Source organism: Metapseudomonas boanensis (genome assembly GCF_042232855.1).
Lineage (GTDB): Bacteria > Pseudomonadota > Gammaproteobacteria > Pseudomonadales > Pseudomonadaceae > Metapseudomonas > Metapseudomonas boanensis.
This window is the reverse complement of the sequence record NZ_CP113889.1, coordinates 4,547,407-4,566,318: the sequence shown is the minus strand read 5'-3', so window position 1 is coordinate 4,566,318 and position 18,912 is coordinate 4,547,407. Positions and strand designations below refer to the sequence as shown.

Here is an 18,912-nt window from a genome sequence, read left to right as displayed (position 1 = left end):
GTGTGGAACGGGCCGATCAGATTTCGAGTTGTTTGCCGCGAGTTTCCGGCAGGCTGAGGGCCGCGAGGATCACCACCCCGTAAGACACCGCGGCGAATCCACCGATGCCCAGGCTGAGCGGGACGTGCTGGCTGATCATGCCGATCAGCATCGGGAAGAGGGCGGCGATGGCGCGGCCGGAGTTATAGCAGAAGCCCTGACCCGAACCGCGGATACGCGTGGGGAAGAGCTCGGTGAGAAATGACCCCATGCCACTGAAGATGCCCGAGGCGAAGAAGCCTAGGGGGAAGCCCAGCCAGAGCATGGCCGAGTTGCTGACTGGCAGCTGGGTATAGAGCAGCACCACGGTGAAGGAGCCGGCAGCGAACAGAATGAAGTTCTTCTTGCGGCCGATCAGGTCGGTGAGGAACGCGCTGATCACGTAGCCGACATAGGAGCCGATGATGACCATGGCCAGGTAGCCACCAGTGCCTAGCACGGTCAGGCCGCGTTCGGTCTTGAGGAAGGTCGGCAGCCAGGAGGTGATGGCGTAGTAGCCGCCCAGCGCTCCGGTGGTCAGCAGCGAGGCGCGCAGGGTGATGCTGAGCATGCCAGGGGCGAAGATCTCGTAGAAGCTGACTTTTTCCGCTCCCTGGTTGTGCTTGCGGGCCTCTTGATAGATTTCCGGCTCCTTTACCAGGCGGCGGACCACCATCACGAACAGCGCAGGCAGCAGACCCAGCATGAACAGTGCTCGCCAGGCGTCTTCCGGCGGCAGCAGGCTGAACATCAGGGAATATAGAATGGCGGTCATGCCCCAGCCGAGGGCCCAGCCGGATTGCACCAGTCCCACGGCCTTGCCGCGGTCCTTGGCCTTGATCACTTCGCCGATCAGCACGGCGCCGGCCGTCCATTCGCCGCCAAAGCCGAAGCCCATCAGGGTGCGAGCGACCAGCAATTGCTCGTAGCTTTGCGCGATGCCACAGAGGAAGGTGAAGAAAGCGAACCAGAGCACCGTCAATTGCAGGGTCAGCACACGGCCGATGCGATCGGAGAGGATGCCGGCGACCCAACCGCCAATGGCGGAGGCGAGTAGGGTGAGCGTGTGAATGAATCCGGCCTCGCCCGTGGTGATCCCCCACATCGCAATGAGCGTGGGGATGACGAAACTGAGCATCTGGGTGTCCATGCCGTCCAGGCCATAGCCGATCTTGCAGCTCCAGAAGGTCCGGCGCTCCTGCTTGTTCAGGTCCCGATACCAACCGAAATAGCCGCCCTGGTCCACGTCCAGGCCGCCCGCATGGGTCGCTTGTTTTTCCATTTTGTTCTCCGATCGCTGTTCTTGGCGTTGTATGAGCATTCGGCGGATGCGGAGTTGGATTGCCGCAGCCTGTGGCGGCATTCTTGGGCGCTGTCGAAGCCAGCGTCCAACTAATTAAAACGGCCGCGGGGGATAAGAATTTCCGATACCCGCGCGACTCGCCGAACAACGATCATATGGCCGCACACGCGGGCACGTTCGTCGAATGAACCTATTGCATGGCACAGGAAGTGCTTGAATTTACTATGTCTCTAATCGTTAGCGACGGCCGTGGCCGGCGCAGCTTCACTGATTGCCGGTAGCCGTCATGAACCTCAAGTTCCTCGAAACCTTCGTCTGGGTCGCCCGTCTTAAAAGCTTCCGCCTCACCGCTGAAAAGCTGTTCAGCACCCAGGCCTCCATCTCCAGCCGCATAGCCGTACTAGAGGACGAACTCGGGGTGAAACTGTTCGTACGCGACTCCCGGGGTGTGACACTGACGCCAGAGGGGCACAAGGTGCTGGAGTACGCCGAGCAGATGATGGACACCATGCATGCGCTCAAGCAGTCTATCGACACCAGCAGCACCGCCCAGGGGCGCATCCGCATCGGAGCGATGGATACCGTCATCCATACCTGGCTGAGCCCACTTGTCTCGAAGGTGATGGAGGAATTCCCTGCGGTAGAGATCGAGCTGATGGCCGATACCGCACGCAATCTTTCCGAGCAGTTGCAGAAGGGCTATCTGGACCTGATTTTCCAGACCGACCCGCTGCGTCATGAGTCTGTACTCAACCTGGAGCTGGGCAGCTACCCGATGCGCTGGATCGTCTCAACCGGCTCGATCTATCACCGCGATTACGCCTCATTGGCTGAGCTGGCCAGCGAGCGGGTGGTTACCTTTTCCAAGCATTCACGCCCACACCAGGATGTGCTCAGCCTGCTGCACGCTAACGGTGTTGTGGCGCCCCGGCTGAGTTGCGTGAACTCGGTGGCGGCCATGACCCGCCTGTTGCGTGACGGATTCGGCATAGGTGCCTTGCCGCCGGCTCTGGTGAGTCAGCAATTGGAGCGTGGTGAACTGACCGTCCTGCGCATTGGTCCTCCGCCGCCAGATCTGCCACTGGTGGTTTCCTGGCGCGGCGGTACCGGCCTGGAGCTGGTTGACCAGATTGTCGAGGTCAGCAAGGCGGTGGTCAGCGACTACGCGGAGAATGTCGGCAAGGACTGTTTCGTGCCGGCGCCGCTGAACAAGGTGGCAGGCCGGTTGCGGACCCTGTGATTCAACTTTCCTTATGCCCGGTCGCGGAAAGTTTTTGTTGGACGCCGCAATGGCAGGCCGTCTAAAAGATCGGCCATTCCCTGAACTGGAATGGAGCCGCCAGATGACCTCGCAAACGTTGAATGCACTCGCCACCCTTACCCCGCGCGAGCTGCGCCAGCAGATTCGCCGAGGTGACTATACCGGGCACACGAGCGGCCTGGGCCAACGTCATTTACAGGCGAATATCGTTATCCTGCAACGTTCCTGGGCGGATGAGTTCCTGCGCTTCTGCGTCCTCAATCCCCGATCCTGTCCACTGCTCGATGTCACCGAACCCGGTTCGCCGTATTTCGAGAAGCTTGGCATCGATGTCGATGTGCGCAGTGACGTGCCACGTTACCGCATTCATCGTCGCGGGCAGCCCTATCAGGAAGTGACTGATATTGGCGAGTATTGGGAAGCCGACTTCGTTGCCTTCGCCATCGGCTGTTCCTTCTCCTTCGAGCAGGCGCTGCTCGATGCCGGCATCCGGATGCGGCATATCGATATGGGCTGCAATGTCGCTATGTACCGCACGTCGATCGACACCAGTCCGGCAGGGCGCCTAGCTGGGAAGATGGTGGTTTCCATGCGCCCTATGAAGGCTGTCGATGCAGTACGCGCCATCGAGATCACCTCTCGCTTCCCCATGACCCATGGCGCTCCCGTGCATATTGGCGATCCAACCCTGATTGGTATCAGCGACCTGCAGGCCCCCGATTATGGTGACCCGGTGCCCATCGCTGAGGATGAGATTCCGCTGTTCTGGGCTTGCGGCGTCACGCCCCAGTCGGTCATCACCGATGCCTCGCCGGAACTGTGCATCACCCATGCGCCCGGGCACATGCTGGTGAGCGACAAGCTTTATGGCGAGCTCTGACATCTGAAGGCGCTCAAGAATCGAATAGTGTCAGCGCCGACCTTTGGCGCTGATCCCGGATTGTTCAGCTTCCCAATTGTCAGCGCCCGGCAGTTGCAAATTGGGGGCTACCTGCAAATCCCGAGGATCCTTCGGTCCTCACGCCTTGCGGACGGACTCCGCCTGCTGCCTGATCTGAATGTGGGAGAGGCGAGGAGTTTCAGGCCCAATACGACGGCCAATGCGTCATCGCTCTTTGGCGAAGCAGGCCGCGATCGCCTCCCTGACCCGCAACACTGCCGGGTCCACCTGTGCCACAGTGCGCCAGCCTAGCTCGATCGGGTAGCCTGGCAGTGTCAAAGGGCAGGGCAGCATGGCCAGCCCTGTGGCGCGGGAAATCGCTTCGGCAGCATGGCTGGGGATGGTCGCGATGGCCGCCGTGCCTTGTAGCAAATAGGAGAGGGCCGCGAAGTGGGTGGTCGAGGCACTGATCTTTCGGGTCCGTCCCAACGTCGCCAAGGCCTCATCGACGATGCCGATAAAGCCGCCGGAAGAAACCAGGATCTGCTCCCGCTCCACAAACTCTTCCACGCTCAGACTGTTCTGCCCCAGCGTCAGGCTATAGGAATCCACCAGGCAACAGTAATCTCCCTCTGTCAATACCTGGCGGCTAAGCATGCGCTCATTGAATCCACCGGCCGTAATCGCCAGATCGATGCTGCGCTCGATCAGCGCGTTGGCGACGATCTGGCTGTGGGTCTGGCGGAAGATCAAGCGCAAGCCCGGCGCCCGCGACCGCACCTCAGCGATCAGTCGCTGCCCGTAGGCAATCTCGAAATCATCCGACAGCCCGAGCGTCACCGCGCGGCCGGTGTAGTTGCCGGCGTGCGGATCGAGCAAGGTCAGGCTTTGCCGGCACTTGTTCAAGGCCTCGCCGATCAGCGGCTTCAACTGGTTGGCGCGCAGCGTGGGCGCCAGCCCGCGCCCGGTGCGTACGAACAAGGGGTCGTCATACAAGTTGCGCAACCGCCGCAGCGCCGCACTCACCGCTGACTGGGTAATGCCCAGGCGCAATGCTGCGCGGCTTGCACTGACCTCGTCATGCAGCGCTTCGAATACCTTGAGCAAATTGAGATCAACGTCGACGATATTCACTTGATTCATATCATTCAGTAGCAGACATGGCTTTATTCATGATTCAGCAGCCGCTGACAATGCGCAACGTCCACCGCAAATTCGGGAGCAAGAAAGACATGTCCAAGTCCATCGTAGCGGCCCTGCAGATCGGCTCTCTGCCCGGCGGCAAGGCAGAAACCCTCGAGCAGATCCTTTCCTATGAAACGGCCATCCGTGAGGCAGGCGCCAACCTGGTAGTGATGCCCGAAGCGTTGCTGGGCGGCTATCCCAAGGGTGAGCGGTTCGGTACCCAACTGGGCTACCGCCTGCCGGAAGGTCGGGAAGCATTTGCTCGGTATTACGAAAATGCCATTGATGTGCCCGGCGTTGAAACCGATGCACTGGCCGCGCTTTCTACCCGCACCGGGGCCAACCTGGTGATAGGTGTGATCGAGCGCAGCGGCCACAGTCTCTACTGCACCGTGTTGTTCTTCGATCCGGAGGCAGGGCTTGCCGCCAAGCACCGCAAGCTCATGCCGACCGGAACCGAGCGGTTGATCTGGGCCAAGGGTGACGGCTCGACCCTGCCGGTGGTCGAGGGCCAGGCCGGCCGCCTGGGCTCTGCCGTCTGCTGGGAAAACTATATGCCCCTGCTGCGTACTGCCATGTATGCCAAGGGCGTCGACATCTGGTGCGCGCCCACCGTCGATGAGCGGGAGATGTGGCAGGTCACCATGCGTCACGTTGCCTGCGAAGGCCGCTGTTTCGTGGTCAGCGCCTGCCAGGTCCAGGGCTCGCCGAACGACCTGGGCCAGACGATCGAGAACTGGCCTGCCGAACGTCCGTTGATCAATGGTGGCAGCCTCATTGTCAGCCCGCTGGGCGATGTCCTGGCCGGCCCTCTGGTGGGCGAGCGCGGCCTGCTGGTAGCACAGATCGATACCGATGAACTGGTGCGTGCGCGCTACGACTTCGATGTTGTGGGGCACTACGCACGGCCTGACGTGTTCGAACTGACGGTGGATGAGCGGGCCAAACCCGGCGTGAGGTTCATCTGAAGTAGAGGACTCATCCCTGGCTCCGGCAACGACCAGATAGGCGCGGACTGTCTACACTGATCGGACCGCGCCAACGCGCGACATCATCATTCGAATGGGCGCAAGGGGCGAGCCATGACTCAGAGTTACAAGGGTGCCTGTTTCTGCGGGGCTGTCGAGCTCACTGTCACCGGTGAGCCGGTAGCTGCCGGATTCTGCCACTGTGCATCATGCCGGAGTTGGTCTGCCGCGCCGGTAAATGCGTTCAGCCTCTGGAAGCCCGAGGCTGTGACAATCACCAAAGGTGAGGACAACATTGGCGTCTACCACAAGACCGAGAAGAGCTACCGGAAATTTTGCAAGGCGTGTGGTGGGCACTTGCTGACAGACCATCCACCTTTCGGGCTGGTCGATGTGTACGCCGCCACCATCCCCACCTACCGCCATGAGCCCATGCTTCATGTTCACTATCAGGAGGCAGTGCTCAGGATCAAGGACGGGCTGCCCAAAATGAAGGATATGCCCAAGGAAATGGGTGGGTCAGGCGAGACACTGCCGGAGTAGATTGCCAACCGCCCTGAAGCACGCAGCCTGCTTCGGGGCGATTGGTTGTCGCCAATGAGCTCGTGTGATCAGTCAGGCTCACGCGGCAGCCAGCTATGTGCGGCTATTCGTGAGGTTCAAGCGCAGGACCTGTGAGACGTAGAGCTTTACCGTATTTTCCGTAAGTCCCAGTTCGCACGCGGTCTGGGAGTTTGTCATGCCCTTGCTGATTCTTCGGACGACTTCGAGCTGGCGTGGAGAAAGCATATCGAAGGGCGGTGGAACTTACAGCTTTGGTCTGAACCCGACTTGAGTGGGGGATCGTCCGGTCTGCGCCGACGCTTGTTGACTTCGCCGTAAGGTTCGTCAATCGACTCAGCCAATGCGCACAGCTTGCGGTTCAGCTCGGTCCGCTCCAGGGTTGCCTGCCAGGGGGAGCTGCAGTCGCTGCTCCAAGCGGCTGATGGCGCACAGCATCTGCTCCAGGTCGTAGTCGGCGATTCCGCCGCGAATCGCCTCTATCACATCACATAGCGGTGAGGATGATCGCCTCGAAAGGCCGTATCGACAGGCTCGATGTGCATCCGATGCAGCGGAAGTCGCAACTTTCGAGAAACTCCAGAAGTTCGTCGAGTTCCGGCGGTTGGTCGCTGATTATCCGCACCTGGCAAGAATCATATGGTTTATCGAACGGCCCAATCATGGATTATTGGATTCCTGAATGAGCCTACACATGCCGGTAATCGCTGGCGGAAAGGCGTGTATGCCCGGAACAGAACGATTTCCGTAATGTAATCAGCGCGCCTTGCCATTTCGTTCTCGTACCAACTGGTCAGCACGTGGGTACACGTGAGGGGCCTCAATGCGCTGCTTCAGTTTGTCCGCGAAGTCCCTGGCGCAGCGCTCATGACGGAATTGCACCCGCCGGATGCCAAAGTGCACAGCCCAAAGCTCTTCGCTATGGCTGGATAAATGCTCGATTCTAACGGACATGTTCGCGCCTCCAGGGCCATTCAGTGGTCAGAAATGAATTTCTGCGTTCTTTATTCCAAGGTCGCGGAGTTCATGGATCAGGTCATCCAGATTTGCAAAGGATTCGACCTCTTCATTCTCGTCGACCAGGAAATAGCTTCGTCCCGCATCTTTCTTGAAGAACACGATCCACTCTTTGGTGTTGGTAGGGTTCGCGATTACATGGGTGTCGAAGGAAATACCTTCGGCATGCCTGAGTTTCACATCATTACGGTTCATCTGAGTCACCACGCTGCATGCGCGCTCGCGCGCCTCTACCCAAAACGAGTGCTATCTCGGCAGCATCTCGGCATCTGATCAGCATCGATGCCTCGCCCGACAGAAGCGGAGGGGAGGCATTTATCATTATCACAGGATGGTAATATTATGCACATGCGCCGATAGAGGAGCTAGTCATGATTGCCGTACGTGAAGCGTGGATTGCGGGGTTGTTTGGCCGGGCGCACTGGGGGCGTAACCTGGTTTCCGGGGTGATAGTGGGCATCGTGGCATTGCCCTTGGCCATGGCGTTCGCCATCGCCTCAGGAGTCAAGCCGGAGCAGGGCATCTATACGGCCATCATCGGTGGCGTACTGGTATCACTCCTGGGAGGAAGCCGTTTGCAGATCGCCGGGCCAACCGGAGCCTTCATCGTCATTCTGGCTGGGGTAACAGCGAAGTACGGTGTGGATGGTCTGCAAGTCGCCACCATGATGGCGGGCGTCATCTTGTTTCTTCTGGGAGTCACTCGACTCGGTGCCATCATCAAGTTCATCCCCGACCCGGTGATCGTCGGCTTTACCGCAGGGATCGGGGTAATCATCTGGGTGGGGCAGTGGAAGGACTTCTTTGGCATCCCCAACATTATCGGCGAGCACTTCCACGAGAAGCTCTTGTACCTGGTGCAGGCCCTACCGAATTTGCATGTGGCCACTACCTTGCTCGCGGTAGGCAGTCTTGCCTTGATCATTGCAGCCCCCAAGCTGCCGGGGCTGAAGAGGGTGCCAGGCCCACTAGTGGCGATGGTCTTTGCCACGGCCGTCCAGTCGGTATTCCATTTCGATGGAGTGGCGACAATCGGCAGTTCTTTCGGTGGAATTCCCCAAGGACTGCCCGAGCTTTCCTTGCCTGATATCACGCTACCTCGCGTCATCGAACTGATTGGACCAGCATTCGCCATTGCCATGTTGGGCGCTATCGAGTCATTGCTTTCCGCGGTGGTGGCTGACGGCATGACGGGCACCAAGCACGATTCCAATCAGGAGCTTATCGGGCAAGGCGTCGCGAACTTTGTCGTGCCGTTGTTCGGTGGATTCGCCGCCACTGGCGCTATTGCCCGTACTGCCACCAATATCCGAAACGGTGCCACCGGACCAATGGCCGGGATTACGCATGCCCTGACCCTGCTGCTGATCATTCTATTCCTGGCGCCTCTGGCTTCGAACATTCCGCTGTGCGCGCTGGCCGCTGTCTTGTTTGTCGTCGCGTACAACATGAGCGAAGTGAAACACTTCATACGAATGGTTCAGCGTGCGCCGCTCGCTGATGTGGCGATCCTGCTTGTTACCTTCAGCCTGACTGTGTTCAGCGACCTGGTGATCGCGGTGAACATCGGAGTCATCCTGGCCATGTTGCAGTTCATGCGGCGCATGGCCTCTTCGGTGGAGGTGCAACAGGTCGTCGAGGAGGAGTTGGAAACTGAACTACGCGTCAATGGGCAAACCCGACTGCCGCCCGGAGTGTTGGTATATACGATCGAGGGTCCGCTGTTCTTTGGCGCGGCAGAAACCTTTGAGCGTGTGCTGGCGCAGACTCACACCGATCCGCGGATGTTGGTAATCCGCCTGAAGCGAGTGCCGTTCATGGACATCACCGGCCTGCAGACGCTGGAGGAGGTCATCCAACAGCTACATAAGCGGCGTATCGTAGTGAAATTATGCGAGGCGAACCGGAAGGTACTCAGCAAGCTCGACAGGGCGGGTGTTCTGCAAACCATCGGTACGGAGCACTACCACGACGATTTTGCTGCTGCACTCGCGGCCAATGAGGCATCGTACGCCCCCCGACAACACTAAAGCTCTTCTTTTGGGTGAGGTCAGTTGGCCCGAAATTGGCCAACTCCCTTGTGGCGTCAAGCTTTGGTGTTGTTAGCCAGCTTGCTCTTGGTTACGTAAGTGACGCCATGATTGTCCAGGTACTCGCGGATCAGTTGTCGCACCACCTGCGAAGGCGTCAGGTCTTGTGCTGCGCACAGCTGCTCGAACGCTTTCTTCTTGTGGGGGTCGATGAGTACGGTAAGTCGCGCAGTCTTGCTTTCCATAGATATCTGCTTATTCAATTTGATGGATGTTAATCAAATTGTAATTGATGGACCTAGTACTGTCACCGAAGTGGCGGGCTTTGGCGATCAGTTTCTAGTGTTGGCCTGATCCATACCCGACCAGAAGCAGCAACGTGCGGGAAAAGGCACATGAACGCGTGGGGCCGAGCAAGGGCAAATCGAGGCGAGCGCGTGAGCGATGCCTAAGAAATAGATAGTCCGAGTTCGAGTGGCAGGTGCGCGCTGCCACAATTAAATTCACTATTCATTTGGATGGACTGGCGTTGCTGCGGCCCGCTGCCTGACCTTGGATCTGTTGGCGCTCTTTAGCTTCTTCTGCAAGTCCTGATAGCGTTGCTCGAGGAGCATATTTGCGGTTTTCTCTGTGCTGAGCTGGCTCTGCAGAGCTACCAGTTCCTGGGATTTCTGCTCCAGAAGACGCTGTTGGCTGTGCTGCTCCTTCTGGTTCTGTCGGGCCTCGGTGTGCAGGCGCGCATTGTCACGGTTCAGCTGAGTCAGCTCGTCTTGCTTGACGATCAACGTCTGCCGCAGCTGACGCAGCTCCAGTTGCAGCTGTTGCGTCTGGGTTTCATGCCGGCGTTGCTCCTGCTCGCGCTGTTCCTTGCTCGCCTGGCGATAGTGCTCCACGGCCTCGCGGGCGTGTTGATGCTTATCTTCCAACGAACGGATCTGTACGTCGCGATCCTGAACGCGCGCTTCCAGGTCGCGGTTGGCCTGCAGCAGCCGGGCGTTCTCGACCTCGGCCTGTTGGCGCAGCTGCTGCGCCTCCTGCTGGGCGGCTTGCAGCGCCTGTAGTTGCTCGGCAAGGCTAGTGGTGTGACCTTCGAGTTGCTTAATACGGCTCTCAGCCTCGCGAACCTGTGCCAGATACCCCTGACGTTCACGGGCCAATTGCTCGCGTTCTCCAGCCACCGCAGCCTGGGCTTCGTCCTGGAGCTGATCGGCGAGCTGCCCCACCAGATGGCTGAGCTGCTCGCTGAGTATGAAGACCGCCCCGCCTTGGCCCTGCTCGGCGGCGTCCAATTCCTTCAGATAGCGGTGAATGGTGGTTTTCGACCCAGTGTTGCCGAGTTCGATGCGCACCGCGTCAATGCTCGGGTGCTCACCGCGGGCGAGGAGAGCGGTGCGGGCTTTTTGCACTACGGCCTTGTTGATACCACCACGCGCCATATCGGCCTCCTACAATTACGTACTGTGATACATACTATGCAATTACAGTATATTGTTCTCGACTCTTTCACGCTAAATCAACCATGAGTTAACCTTTGATAATCACGAATTATCCAAGGTGATACAGTTTTTCGACCTTTTTTGGGTCAATAGGCAGTACGCCGGGGCGGGGAGGGGGGAGTGAATCATAAGATCGAGCGCTACCTGCAGGCGGGCACCCGCGCCAACACACGGCGCAGCTACCAGCAGGCAATCGAGCACTTCGAGGTAAGCTGGGGCGGCTTTCTGCCGGCCACCAGTGACGCCATCGTGCGCTACCTGGTGGATTACGCCGGTACGCTGGCCAGCAGCACCCTGAAACTGCGCCTGGCCGCCTTAGCGCAGTGGCATGTCAGCCAGGGTTTCCCCGACCCGACCAAGACGCCGCTGGTACGCCAGGTGCTGAAGGGCATTCGCACCCTGCACCCGAAGCCGGAAAAGCAGGCCGAACCGCTGCAACTGCGCGAGCTGGAACAGTGCGTCACCTGGTTGGAGCAGGCGGGGGAGAAGGCACGGGCGGATGGCGACTTGCCGCGGTTGCTGCGCTGCTGGCGCGACCGCGCCCTGCTACTGATCGGTTTCTGGCGTGCTTTCCGCAGTGACGAACTGTGCCGACTGCAGGTCGAGCACATCCAGGTGCGGCCGGGGGAGGGTATGCAGCTGTTCCTGCCTTGGACCAAAGGCGATCGTGACAACCTGGGGCAGACCTACCAGGCACCCGCGCTGGCCCGGCTTTGCCCGGTGCAGGCGTACTGCGACTGGATCAGCCTGGCGGGCATCGCGCGCGGGCCGTTGTTCCGCAGCCTCGATCGCTGGGGGCACCTGAGCGAACAGGCACTGCACCCCCACAGCGTCATCCCGCTGCTACGCGCGGTGTTACAAGGGGCGGGGCTGCCGGCCGAGTTGTACAGCAGCCATTCCCTGCGTCGCGGCTTCGCCACCTGGGCCACGCGCAGTGGCTGGGACCAGAAGGCGCTGATGGGCTATGTCGGTTGGCGCGATGCCAAGTCGGCACTGCGCTATGTCGAAGCAGTAGTGCACTTTCCGGGGCAGCAGCTCGGTGAGTCGCCGACTATGACATCCACCTTGCTCCGATCGACTTAGTCGAGATGAGGGCCTTGTCAGCGGGATCGCATCCCTAACGGTGTGGTTCTCGTACCAGACGAAATCTGGCGGCGCTGGGCAAGCGGTCAAAAGATCAAAAGATCAACAAGTTTTCGCTCAAGGACCTTGAGCTGCTGAAGGAGCAAGGTCACTAGGTCGATGCTCAGGCCAAGACCATGCAGCATGCAGGCCGTGCTCGTCGCGCAGAACGCTTCCGACTTGGCGTCGTGGGTAAGTGCCTTGGTCAAATTCTCGTACGTGCACGAAAAGCTTAATGCGGCAGGCATTTATTAGCGCTTCACAATCAAGATTTATAGCGGGTGTCCGACTGGGGCCAATCTTCCGGCAAAGCTGAAGATTCGGGAGTCCATTTCGACCTACGTTGATGTCGTGGAGACGAGTGCCCACGAGCAAGCTTCATCGCCCCAGAGGTCAACCCATGGCCTGAGGACATGCTGCCGGCCGCACAAGGGTCGATCCGCCTCTGTCGGGCTTCTGGCGCATCGGTGCGCTACGTGAAGAAAGGATTCCAACCTAGAACGGCCAGTGGCGTTCTGATGGTCGTTACAACGCACCTGACACACCCGATCCGCAGGCCAGCGATGGCTGGATGCAGGATCGGGTGATGCTCACCAGCCTGCCAGGCCAAACCTCGACCGGTCCGCGCCACTATGGTAGAAGGCACCAGCCGCACCCCGCGAACCCTGACCGCCAGCCGCGTGAGAAACTGACGGTAGTGGCTGATTCGGAATATCCAACGAGGCCATGGCGATAACTTGCCGTTCCTGGACGTGTGTTGATTGTTGGTTTCACCGGATCGCCACGGCGTTGCTCCTGTTTACTGGAGCCTGTAGCTGGGCGGTCGTTCTTATCCAAGGCTTCGCATAATGTATATTATGGTAAATACGATATTTGGTGGAGCATACCGGCTTCATTTCTGTTTGTCGTACGTCAGCTAAGTGGAGAATTCCCTCAAGGATGAGAATCCTGAAAGCCCTTTTGAATCAGTCTCCTATGCTTCGCCGCCAACGCATCATTTAGCTCTTCGGGCTGCTTTTCGTCTCAAGCAGATCCGCTTCGTGCAACCGACGCTATGATGCGATTACTCAAAATTGACTATGCGCACGAGCACATCGATGCAGCGATCAGTCTAGAACTCCGCCAGCACCAATCCATTCAGCTCCTCACGCAGCGGTCGCCATTGCGGCAAGGGTTGGTCAAGCAATCCTGTAAATCGCTCGTTGTGATGGCGCTCCAGCAGATGCGTCATTTGGTCTTCATGCGCTTGATACCCTAGGCGCTGACCGTAACCACCCAGGATTGGCTGCCACTTGTCCAACAGTTCGGAAACAAGCTTTTTCAGCTCTGCACGGCATAAGGTATGGTGAATTTCCTGCTTTTTCTCTGGCGTCGTATCTGAGCGCACGGTCAAGAGCATTGAAGCCTTGCCCCTGAGGGGCAGCCGGTGTGAACCACCCTCCTCTATTACCCTGAGCCTATACCGCTGCCCTAGGAAATAATGGCTCGCGTCACTGACCATGCGCCGTTGGGATTGCGTGGGCTGCGTCTGCAATTGCGCCCGTTGGCGCTTGGTCCAGCGCGGCTTGCCCACTACATACGGCCAGGCGTACGGCTTCGTCATCTATCGCCAACGGAGCTGCCACCCGCCTTTCGACGGATAAACGCCCAAGTGAAGTCTGTCTTATTGCTCTCTAGCGTCTGCGGCTATCCCCGTTCGCCTTACCAGCTACAGGGTTATTTCCCAGCCTGTTGGGATGCCCGCACTCCGCTCAACGCCCGATCCCAACATCGGGATCTTCAAACATATAGAAAGCAAGCTAGGTGCTGGGATCCGTGTTGGTGATGCTCATGTGAAAGTCTTTGTGTAAGGTGCGCAGGGCTTGGATAGCGTGCAGAAACCTGTGTAACCAGGGGCGGAGCATGTAGCGGTTCCTCCAGGACGCAAGCAGGGCGCAGTGGTACCAAGGCACGTTAAACATGGCGACTAGAGCGGAGGCTGCCCTGAATCTGTCGGCCGCGTCATGACTGCCAGTTCATCGAGGTCGGCCACTGCACGGCTCAGGTAGAACTCAACGCCACCTTGAGCGCGCCCTTTATCCTGCAACAACTGGGCGCGCACGAACTGGTAGTTGCCCCTGATCTTGGCCAACAGCTCCGCCTGTTCGAAGTGCCTGACCAGCAGCATCTCGAAGCGCTGCTCGATTGCCCGGTCAAGGTCTAGCACTTGCTCCCGCTTCATTGTCAATTCATGCTTGCCGGGCATTGGATAGAAGCGCAATTGGTAGTCCATCAACAGGCTCGCCAAGGCTTGGCTTTGCGCGTTGAACGGCTGCCCCTGGGCGGCCTCTGAACTGCTCTGCCTAACGCCAGAAAGGATGTCCACGGCAGCCTGCTGCAGCTGCCGCTGCTGCACCAACATCTGCCGAAGCAATTCCGGATAGCGCTCTCGCTGGCTGCTTGGCAAGCTGTCCAATTGCGCGAAAATGCGCTTCATGGCGTGAAGGGGTTGTACCAGCGATTCCGGCTGGCCGAGTTGCAGAACATAGGTCTCCAGGGTGCTGAGATGATGGAAGACCACTGTCAGGCTGCGAGGGTCAGGCGCACGCTCCTCCGGGTTGAAATAGAGCATGGCACTGGCGCACAGCAGTTGGCTGCGACTGGACAGCTCGCTCAACTGCTGATCGCTTCGTCCATCGCCCCAGGTCATGGGTGAAAGCAGGTACAGCAGGCACAACATCACTATCGGTCGCATTTCCCTATCCTCGATTCTTGTTGTTATGTCGATTCCTGAGATGAACGTGTTTAGCCCTGCCCTCCTGCGTCGAATTAGTGAGGGCCAAGGAGCGTGCTGCTGCGCCCCTGTACCCTCGAGCCTACCAATGCCTGCTCAGCGAACGATTTTACCCTCAGCGCTCAAGCACATACGTGCCGGGAGCAGCGCACAGCGGCGGATACTTGCGCGAGCCGAGCTTTTTCGGCGCTGGCAGATTAGCGCCCGAGCGTTGCTGAATCCACTCGCGCCAATGCGGCCACCAACTGCCCCCCTGGCGTTCCCCGGCGTTCTGTAGCCAGGCCTCCGGATCATCGGCGGTCGCAGGTGCTGCGTAGAAATACGACTTGGGATTGCCAGGCGGGTTGACCAGACTCTGCAGATGACCAGCGTTGGACAGCACGAAGGTAGTGTCCTCACCAAACAGACGTGCCGTGCCATAGCAGCCTTGCCAGGGCGTGATGTGGTCAGTGGTTCCCCCGATCACATAAGCGCCGACCCTGACTTTGGTCATGTCGATAGACTCGCCGGCTATTTGCATGGCGCCCGGGTTGCTATAGGGGTTCAGCTGGACCAGATCGAGGTAGTCCGCATGCAGTTGTGCCGGCAGTCGCGTGGTGTCGTTGTTCCAGGCCAGGATGTCGAAGGCTGGCGGCTTGTTGCCAAGCAGGTAATTATTGACCCAATAGTTCCAGATCAGATCATTGGGCCGCATCCAGGCGAACATCCGCGCCATGTCCTGACCACTTAGTACGCCCTTGCGCCTCGAGCTGGCCTTGGCTGTGCGCAACGCAGCTGGGGTGGTAAAGAGTCCCAGCGTAGAGTCGTCGAGTGCCGACGGCATGTCGAGCACGCACACGGCCCAGCTGGTGTTGGCAACCTTGTGGCCTTCGCCGCGCGCCGCCAGCCAGCCCAGGTAGGCCGCCAGGGTAATCCCGCCCGAGCAGGACCCCCACATGTTTACATCCGGGCTGCCGGTGATCTTGCACGCCACATCCACGGCCTGGTCGAGGCACAGCGCGTACTCGGACAGACCCCAGTCACGGTGCTCGCTCGTCGGATTACGCCAGCTGATAACAAACATTTGCACGCCGCTATCCTGCGCCCACTTGATCAGGCTTTTCTCCGGCGAGAGGTCGATGGCGTAGTACTTGTTGATCTGCGGCGGCGACATCACCAATGGCCTTGCGTAGACGTTTTCGGTGGTCGGTGCGAACTGCAACAGCTCGAACATGTCGTTACGGAACACCACTTCACCCTTGGCCGTGGCAATGTTCTCCCCCACCTTGAACGGCGTGCTGTCGACCTGCGCGGGCATCCCCCGGTTGTTCAGCGCATCGTGGGTGAATTGTCGAATGCCCCTGACCAGGTTCATGCCGCCGGTGTCTACCAGTTTGCGCAGTGCAGTTGGATTGGTCAGAAGCGAGTTGCTCGGTGCCATCGCATCGGCCAGAAGCGATGTGACGAACTGGGCACGGCTCTTTTCCAGGGGCGTAAGGTTGGAGGAGCCGATAAAGCGAGTGAGTTCGCTTTGGCCGGCCAGGTAGCTTTGCAGTAGGGCGCGTAATACGAAATTGGATTGCCAGGCCGGGTCGGCGAAACGCTTGTCTCTGGGGTCCGGGGCAATGCTGGAAGTTCCGCCGACTATGCCGCGCAACTCCTTGAGGTAGCCACCGAGGTGATATCCAGCTTTGATTGGCGTCTTGCCCAGGGCCTTCAACAAGTAACCGGCAGACCCTGCCAGATCTACTGCGCGCACACTGACCAGCGGGTTGCCTGCCAGCGTGTGATTCATCGCAGCGCCAACCAGCTCATGTTCCTGGGAATTGCACGCGCGCTCAGGGTCTTCGCTTTTGCGCGGTCCCCTGCCTGCTGCTGGACGACGCTTCGTGGTGGTTGTTGTCTGGCTCGCTCGAGGGGTTTTACTCATTGCGACTCTCGTGGTTCAGGGAACAGGCTGAAGGTCAGCGCAACGGCGATGCACCTGCGATAGCTCGGGATGCCGACGAAGTATCGACGCCCTCACCCTTCGCGCTGTGGTGAAAGGCCATGTCTCCATCGGTTTGTCTTGCATCGGCCGGTTGTTCTGGTCCGTCGTCAAAGTCAACCAGGGACGGACAGGTCGTGGCTGCCCGTCCCTGATCCGGACGCTGTATCTTCCTGGCGCGGTCAGCGATCACTGCATCACATGACGTCGAGCCACGTATTCGTCGCCTGCGCGTGGCGGGCACAGCATCCGACCCCCGACCTGATCAGCAGGGGCTGACTCTTCCATCATCCGGGCGATGGTTTCTAACTGCGATGGTTGGCATGGACTGTAGGCTGGATGCAGGCCCGACACTTCTCATCGGGCGACAGCCAATTTCCATTTCATGACACGGGATGCGCTTGCCAATATGGCAGGAGCCGGCACAGCCAGAGGCTTCGAGTAAAGATGGCAAAGCGTGGCTCGCCCGAGCCTCAAACGACGCTGGGCGAGCCAGACCGGAAGCTGCTTAGAACTGCGCAGCGTCCAGCAGGTACAACGATTCGCTACCGGCCTTCACCGAGGCGGTCAGCGAGTGGATGCGCGGCAGCAGGCGCGCGAAGTAGAAGCGCGCGGTGCCGAGCTTGCTGGCGTAGAACTCGTCCTGGCCTTCCTTGCCCAAGGCGGCCCGCGCCATCAGCGCCCACATGTAGGCGTAGGCGGTGTAGCCGAACACGTGCAGGTACTCGACCGAGGCGGCACCGATCTCATTGGGGTTGGACTGCGCGCGGTCCAGGACCCAGGCGGTCAGCTCGTCGAGGTTGGCGATGGCGGCCTTCAGCGGCTGCACGAACTCGGCCAGTTCGGCGGGCGCACTCTCGGCGAACGCCTTGATCTCGTCGGCGAAGTGTTTGTAGAACGCCCCGCCGCTGCCGACCACCTTGCGCCCCACCAGGTCCAGCGCCTGGATGCCGTTGGTGCCTTCGTAGATCTGCGTGATGCGCACGTCACGCACCAGTTGCTCCTGGCCCCACTCGCGGATGAAACCGTGGCCGCCAAAGACCTGCTGGCCATGCACGGTGGTTTCCAGACCGAGGTCGGTGAGGAAGGCCTTGGCCACCGGCGTCAGCAGGGCGACCAGCTCTTCCGCGCGCTTGCGCACGAGGGGGTCTTCGCTGAACTTGGCGGTGTCCAGCTGCATGGCGACGTAGCTGGAGAAGGCACGGCCGCCTTCGTTGGCTGCCTTCATGGTCAGCAGCATGCGGCGCACGTCGGGGTGCACGATGATCGGGTCGGCCGCCTTGTCCTTGGCCACCGGGCCGGTCGGCGCGCGGCTCTGGATACGCTCGCGGGCGTACTCCACGGCGCTCTGGTAGGAGCGCTCGCCGGAGGCCAGGCCCTGGATACCCACGCCCAGGCGCTCGTAGTTCATCATGGTGAACATCGCCGCCAGGCCCTTGTTCGGCGCATCGACGATGTAGCCGGTGGCGCCATCGAAGTTCATTACGCAGGTGGCGGAACCCTTGATGCCCATCTTGTGCTCGATCGAGCCGCAGCTCACTGCATTGCGTGCGCCAAGGCTGCCATCTTCGTTGACCATGACCTTGGGCACCAGGAACAGCGAGATACCTTTCGGACCGGCCGGTGCGTCGGGCAGCTTGGCCAGCACCAGATGGATGATGTTCTCGGTCAGGTCGTGCTCGCCGCCGGTGATGAAGATCTTGGTGCCGGTGATCGTGTAGCTGCCATCGGCCTGCGGCTCGGCCTTGGTGCGGATGATGCCGAGGTCGGTACCGGCATGCGGCTCGGTCAGGCACATGGAACCCGACCAGACGCCGGCGTACATGTTCGGCAGGTACTTTGCCTTCAGCTCGTCGCTGGCGTGGGCGTTGAGCGACAGGCAGGCGCCGGCGGTCAGCATCGGGTACAGGCCGAACGACAGGTTGGCCGCGTTGACCATCTCCTCCACCTGGGCGGAGATGACCTTGGGCATGCCCATGCCGCCGTAGATCGGGTCACCGCCCACCCCAACCCAGCCGCCTTCGGCGTAGGTCTGGTAGGCCGTGGGGAAGCCGGCCGGCGTCGTGACCACGCCATCCTGCCATTGGCAGCCTTCTTCGTCGCCGCTGCGGTTGAGCGGTGCGACTACTCCGGCGGTCACTTTCCCGGCCTCTTCGAGGATCGCCGCAGCGGTATCGACGTCAACCACTTCGGCCAGCGCCGGCAATTGGCTCCACAGCTTGGAGACTTCGAAGACTTCATTGAGGACGAAGCGCATGTCGCGCAGGGGGGCTTTGTAGTCAGACATGATTGGTTTACTCAGACAATGTGAGGGCATTCACCATGCCCTGAT

At 59.8% G+C, this 18,912-nt stretch carries 17 protein-coding genes; 6 read left to right on the top strand and 11 right to left on the bottom strand.

The window, feature by feature from the left end; genetic code table 11:
* Positions 1-16: 16 nt before the first annotated feature.
* Positions 17-1,300, bottom strand: a complete 1,284-nt coding sequence (locus tag OXH74_RS21335) for an MFS transporter (RefSeq protein ID WP_375738741.1) — start codon at positions 1,298-1,300, stop codon at positions 17-19.
* 307 nt (positions 1,301-1,607) lie between these two features.
* On the opposite strand from OXH74_RS21335, the gene OXH74_RS21330 reads away from it, so the two are divergent.
* Together OXH74_RS21330 and OXH74_RS21325 are read left to right on the top strand one after the other, a co-directional pair.
* Positions 1,608-2,561, top strand: coding sequence for a LysR family transcriptional regulator (locus OXH74_RS21330; protein WP_375738740.1), 954 nt, complete (start codon positions 1,608-1,610; stop codon positions 2,559-2,561).
* Positions 2,562-2,664: 103 nt separating this feature from the next.
* Positions 2,665-3,462 carry a putative hydro-lyase gene (locus OXH74_RS21325; RefSeq protein WP_375738739.1) on the top strand — a complete coding sequence of 266 codons (798 nt, stop codon included), beginning with the start codon at positions 2,665-2,667 and terminating at the stop codon, positions 3,460-3,462.
* 225 nt (positions 3,463-3,687) lie between these two features.
* On the opposite strand, the gene OXH74_RS21320 is transcribed toward OXH74_RS21325, so the two are convergent.
* The gene (locus tag OXH74_RS21320; protein WP_375738738.1) at positions 3,688-4,605 is read right to left on the bottom strand and encodes a LysR family transcriptional regulator; all 918 of its coding nucleotides are present in this window, start codon (positions 4,603-4,605) and stop codon (positions 3,688-3,690) included.
* A gap of 89 nt (positions 4,606-4,694) precedes the next feature.
* Here OXH74_RS21320 and OXH74_RS21315 point away from each other — a divergent pair, with 89 nt between their 5' ends.
* Positions 4,695-5,615, top strand: a complete 921-nt coding sequence (locus tag OXH74_RS21315; protein ID WP_375738737.1) for a carbon-nitrogen hydrolase family protein — start codon at positions 4,695-4,697, stop codon at positions 5,613-5,615.
* Between the two features lie 114 nt (positions 5,616-5,729).
* The gene (locus OXH74_RS21310) at positions 5,730-6,158 is read left to right on the top strand and encodes a GFA family protein (RefSeq protein ID WP_375738736.1); all 429 of its coding nucleotides are present in this window, start codon (positions 5,730-5,732) and stop codon (positions 6,156-6,158) included.
* A 93-nt stretch (positions 6,159-6,251) separates the two neighbouring features.
* On the opposite strand, the gene OXH74_RS21305 is transcribed toward OXH74_RS21310, so the two are convergent.
* Positions 6,252-6,404: a response regulator transcription factor gene (locus tag OXH74_RS21305; RefSeq protein ID WP_375738735.1), complete on the bottom strand. Its 153-nt coding sequence runs from the start codon at positions 6,402-6,404 to the stop codon at positions 6,252-6,254.
* A 753-nt stretch (positions 6,405-7,157) separates the two neighbouring features.
* On the bottom strand, positions 7,158-7,388 hold the full coding sequence (locus tag OXH74_RS21300) for a hypothetical protein (RefSeq protein ID WP_375738734.1): 231 nt from the start codon (positions 7,386-7,388) through the stop codon (positions 7,158-7,160).
* A gap of 176 nt (positions 7,389-7,564) precedes the next feature.
* Here OXH74_RS21300 and OXH74_RS21295 point away from each other — a divergent pair, with 176 nt between their 5' ends.
* Complete coding sequence (locus tag OXH74_RS21295) at positions 7,565-9,223, top strand: SulP family inorganic anion transporter (RefSeq protein WP_375738733.1); 1,659 nt, start codon at positions 7,565-7,567, stop codon at positions 9,221-9,223.
* A gap of 56 nt (positions 9,224-9,279) precedes the next feature.
* Here OXH74_RS21295 and OXH74_RS21290 read toward each other — a convergent pair whose 3' ends face one another.
* Both OXH74_RS21290 and OXH74_RS21285 read right to left on the bottom strand, forming a co-directional pair.
* Positions 9,280-9,468: a ribbon-helix-helix protein, CopG family gene (locus OXH74_RS21290; protein ID WP_375738732.1), complete on the bottom strand. Its 189-nt coding sequence runs from the start codon at positions 9,466-9,468 to the stop codon at positions 9,280-9,282.
* A gap of 261 nt (positions 9,469-9,729) precedes the next feature.
* Positions 9,730-10,659: a DNA-binding protein gene (locus OXH74_RS21285; RefSeq protein ID WP_375738731.1), complete on the bottom strand. Its 930-nt coding sequence runs from the start codon at positions 10,657-10,659 to the stop codon at positions 9,730-9,732.
* A gap of 180 nt (positions 10,660-10,839) precedes the next feature.
* Between OXH74_RS21285 and OXH74_RS21280 the strand changes: the two genes are divergently transcribed.
* A complete protein-coding gene (locus OXH74_RS21280) occupies positions 10,840-11,802 on the top strand; it encodes a site-specific integrase (protein ID WP_375738730.1) in 963 nt (320 codons plus the stop codon).
* A gap of 86 nt (positions 11,803-11,888) precedes the next feature.
* Here OXH74_RS21280 and OXH74_RS21275 read toward each other — a convergent pair whose 3' ends face one another.
* From OXH74_RS21275 to OXH74_RS21255, 5 genes are all read right to left on the bottom strand, one after another.
* A complete protein-coding gene (locus OXH74_RS21275) occupies positions 11,889-12,089 on the bottom strand; it encodes a hypothetical protein (RefSeq protein ID WP_375738729.1) in 201 nt (66 codons plus the stop codon).
* Between the two features lie 863 nt (positions 12,090-12,952).
* The gene (locus tag OXH74_RS21270; RefSeq protein WP_375738728.1) at positions 12,953-13,444 is read right to left on the bottom strand and encodes a YgjP-like metallopeptidase domain-containing protein; all 492 of its coding nucleotides are present in this window, start codon (positions 13,442-13,444) and stop codon (positions 12,953-12,955) included.
* Positions 13,445-13,807: 363 nt separating this feature from the next.
* Positions 13,808-14,575, bottom strand: a complete 768-nt coding sequence (locus tag OXH74_RS21265; protein WP_375738727.1) for a hypothetical protein — start codon at positions 14,573-14,575, stop codon at positions 13,808-13,810.
* A 154-nt stretch (positions 14,576-14,729) separates the two neighbouring features.
* Positions 14,730-16,523 (bottom strand): alpha/beta fold hydrolase, encoded by a 1,794-nt coding sequence (locus OXH74_RS21260; RefSeq protein ID WP_375738726.1) that lies wholly within the window; start codon positions 16,521-16,523, stop codon positions 14,730-14,732.
* 565 nt (positions 16,524-17,088) lie between these two features.
* A complete protein-coding gene (locus OXH74_RS21255) occupies positions 17,089-18,867 on the bottom strand; it encodes an acyl-CoA dehydrogenase C-terminal domain-containing protein (RefSeq protein ID WP_375738725.1) in 1,779 nt (592 codons plus the stop codon).
* Between the last annotated feature and the right edge of the window lie 45 nt (positions 18,868-18,912).

Bases quoted from the DNA above. Each gene is read 5' to 3' on its own strand.
- OXH74_RS21295 (WP_375738733.1), top strand. From the start codon at position 7,565: ATGATTGCCGTACGTGAAGCGTGGATTGCGGGGTTGTTTGGCCGGGCG.
- OXH74_RS21305 (WP_375738735.1), bottom strand. From the start codon at position 6,404: ATGCTTTCTCCACGCCAGCTCGAAGTCGTCCGAAGAATCAGCAAGGGC.
- OXH74_RS21335 (WP_375738741.1), bottom strand. From the start codon at position 1,300: ATGGAAAAACAAGCGACCCATGCGGGCGGCCTGGACGTGGACCAGGGC.
- OXH74_RS21290 (WP_375738732.1), bottom strand. From the start codon at position 9,468: ATGGAAAGCAAGACTGCGCGACTTACCGTACTCATCGACCCCCACAAG.
- OXH74_RS21310 (WP_375738736.1), top strand. From the start codon at position 5,730: ATGACTCAGAGTTACAAGGGTGCCTGTTTCTGCGGGGCTGTCGAGCTC.
- OXH74_RS21315 (WP_375738737.1), top strand. From the start codon at position 4,695: ATGTCCAAGTCCATCGTAGCGGCCCTGCAGATCGGCTCTCTGCCCGGC.
- OXH74_RS21260 (WP_375738726.1), bottom strand. From the start codon at position 16,523: ATGAGTAAAACCCCTCGAGCGAGCCAGACAACAACCACCACGAAGCGT.
- OXH74_RS21255 (WP_375738725.1), bottom strand. From the start codon at position 18,867: ATGTCTGACTACAAAGCCCCCCTGCGCGACATGCGCTTCGTCCTCAAT.
- OXH74_RS21325 (WP_375738739.1), top strand. From the start codon at position 2,665: ATGACCTCGCAAACGTTGAATGCACTCGCCACCCTTACCCCGCGCGAG.
- OXH74_RS21300 (WP_375738734.1), bottom strand. From the start codon at position 7,388: ATGAACCGTAATGATGTGAAACTCAGGCATGCCGAAGGTATTTCCTTC.
- OXH74_RS21320 (WP_375738738.1), bottom strand. From the start codon at position 4,605: ATGAATCAAGTGAATATCGTCGACGTTGATCTCAATTTGCTCAAGGTA.
- OXH74_RS21270 (WP_375738728.1), bottom strand. From the start codon at position 13,444: ATGACGAAGCCGTACGCCTGGCCGTATGTAGTGGGCAAGCCGCGCTGG.
- OXH74_RS21275 (WP_375738729.1), bottom strand. From the start codon at position 12,089: ATGCCTGCCGCATTAAGCTTTTCGTGCACGTACGAGAATTTGACCAAG.
- OXH74_RS21330 (WP_375738740.1), top strand. From the start codon at position 1,608: ATGAACCTCAAGTTCCTCGAAACCTTCGTCTGGGTCGCCCGTCTTAAA.
- OXH74_RS21265 (WP_375738727.1), bottom strand. From the start codon at position 14,575: ATGCGACCGATAGTGATGTTGTGCCTGCTGTACCTGCTTTCACCCATG.
- OXH74_RS21285 (WP_375738731.1), bottom strand. From the start codon at position 10,659: ATGGCGCGTGGTGGTATCAACAAGGCCGTAGTGCAAAAAGCCCGCACC.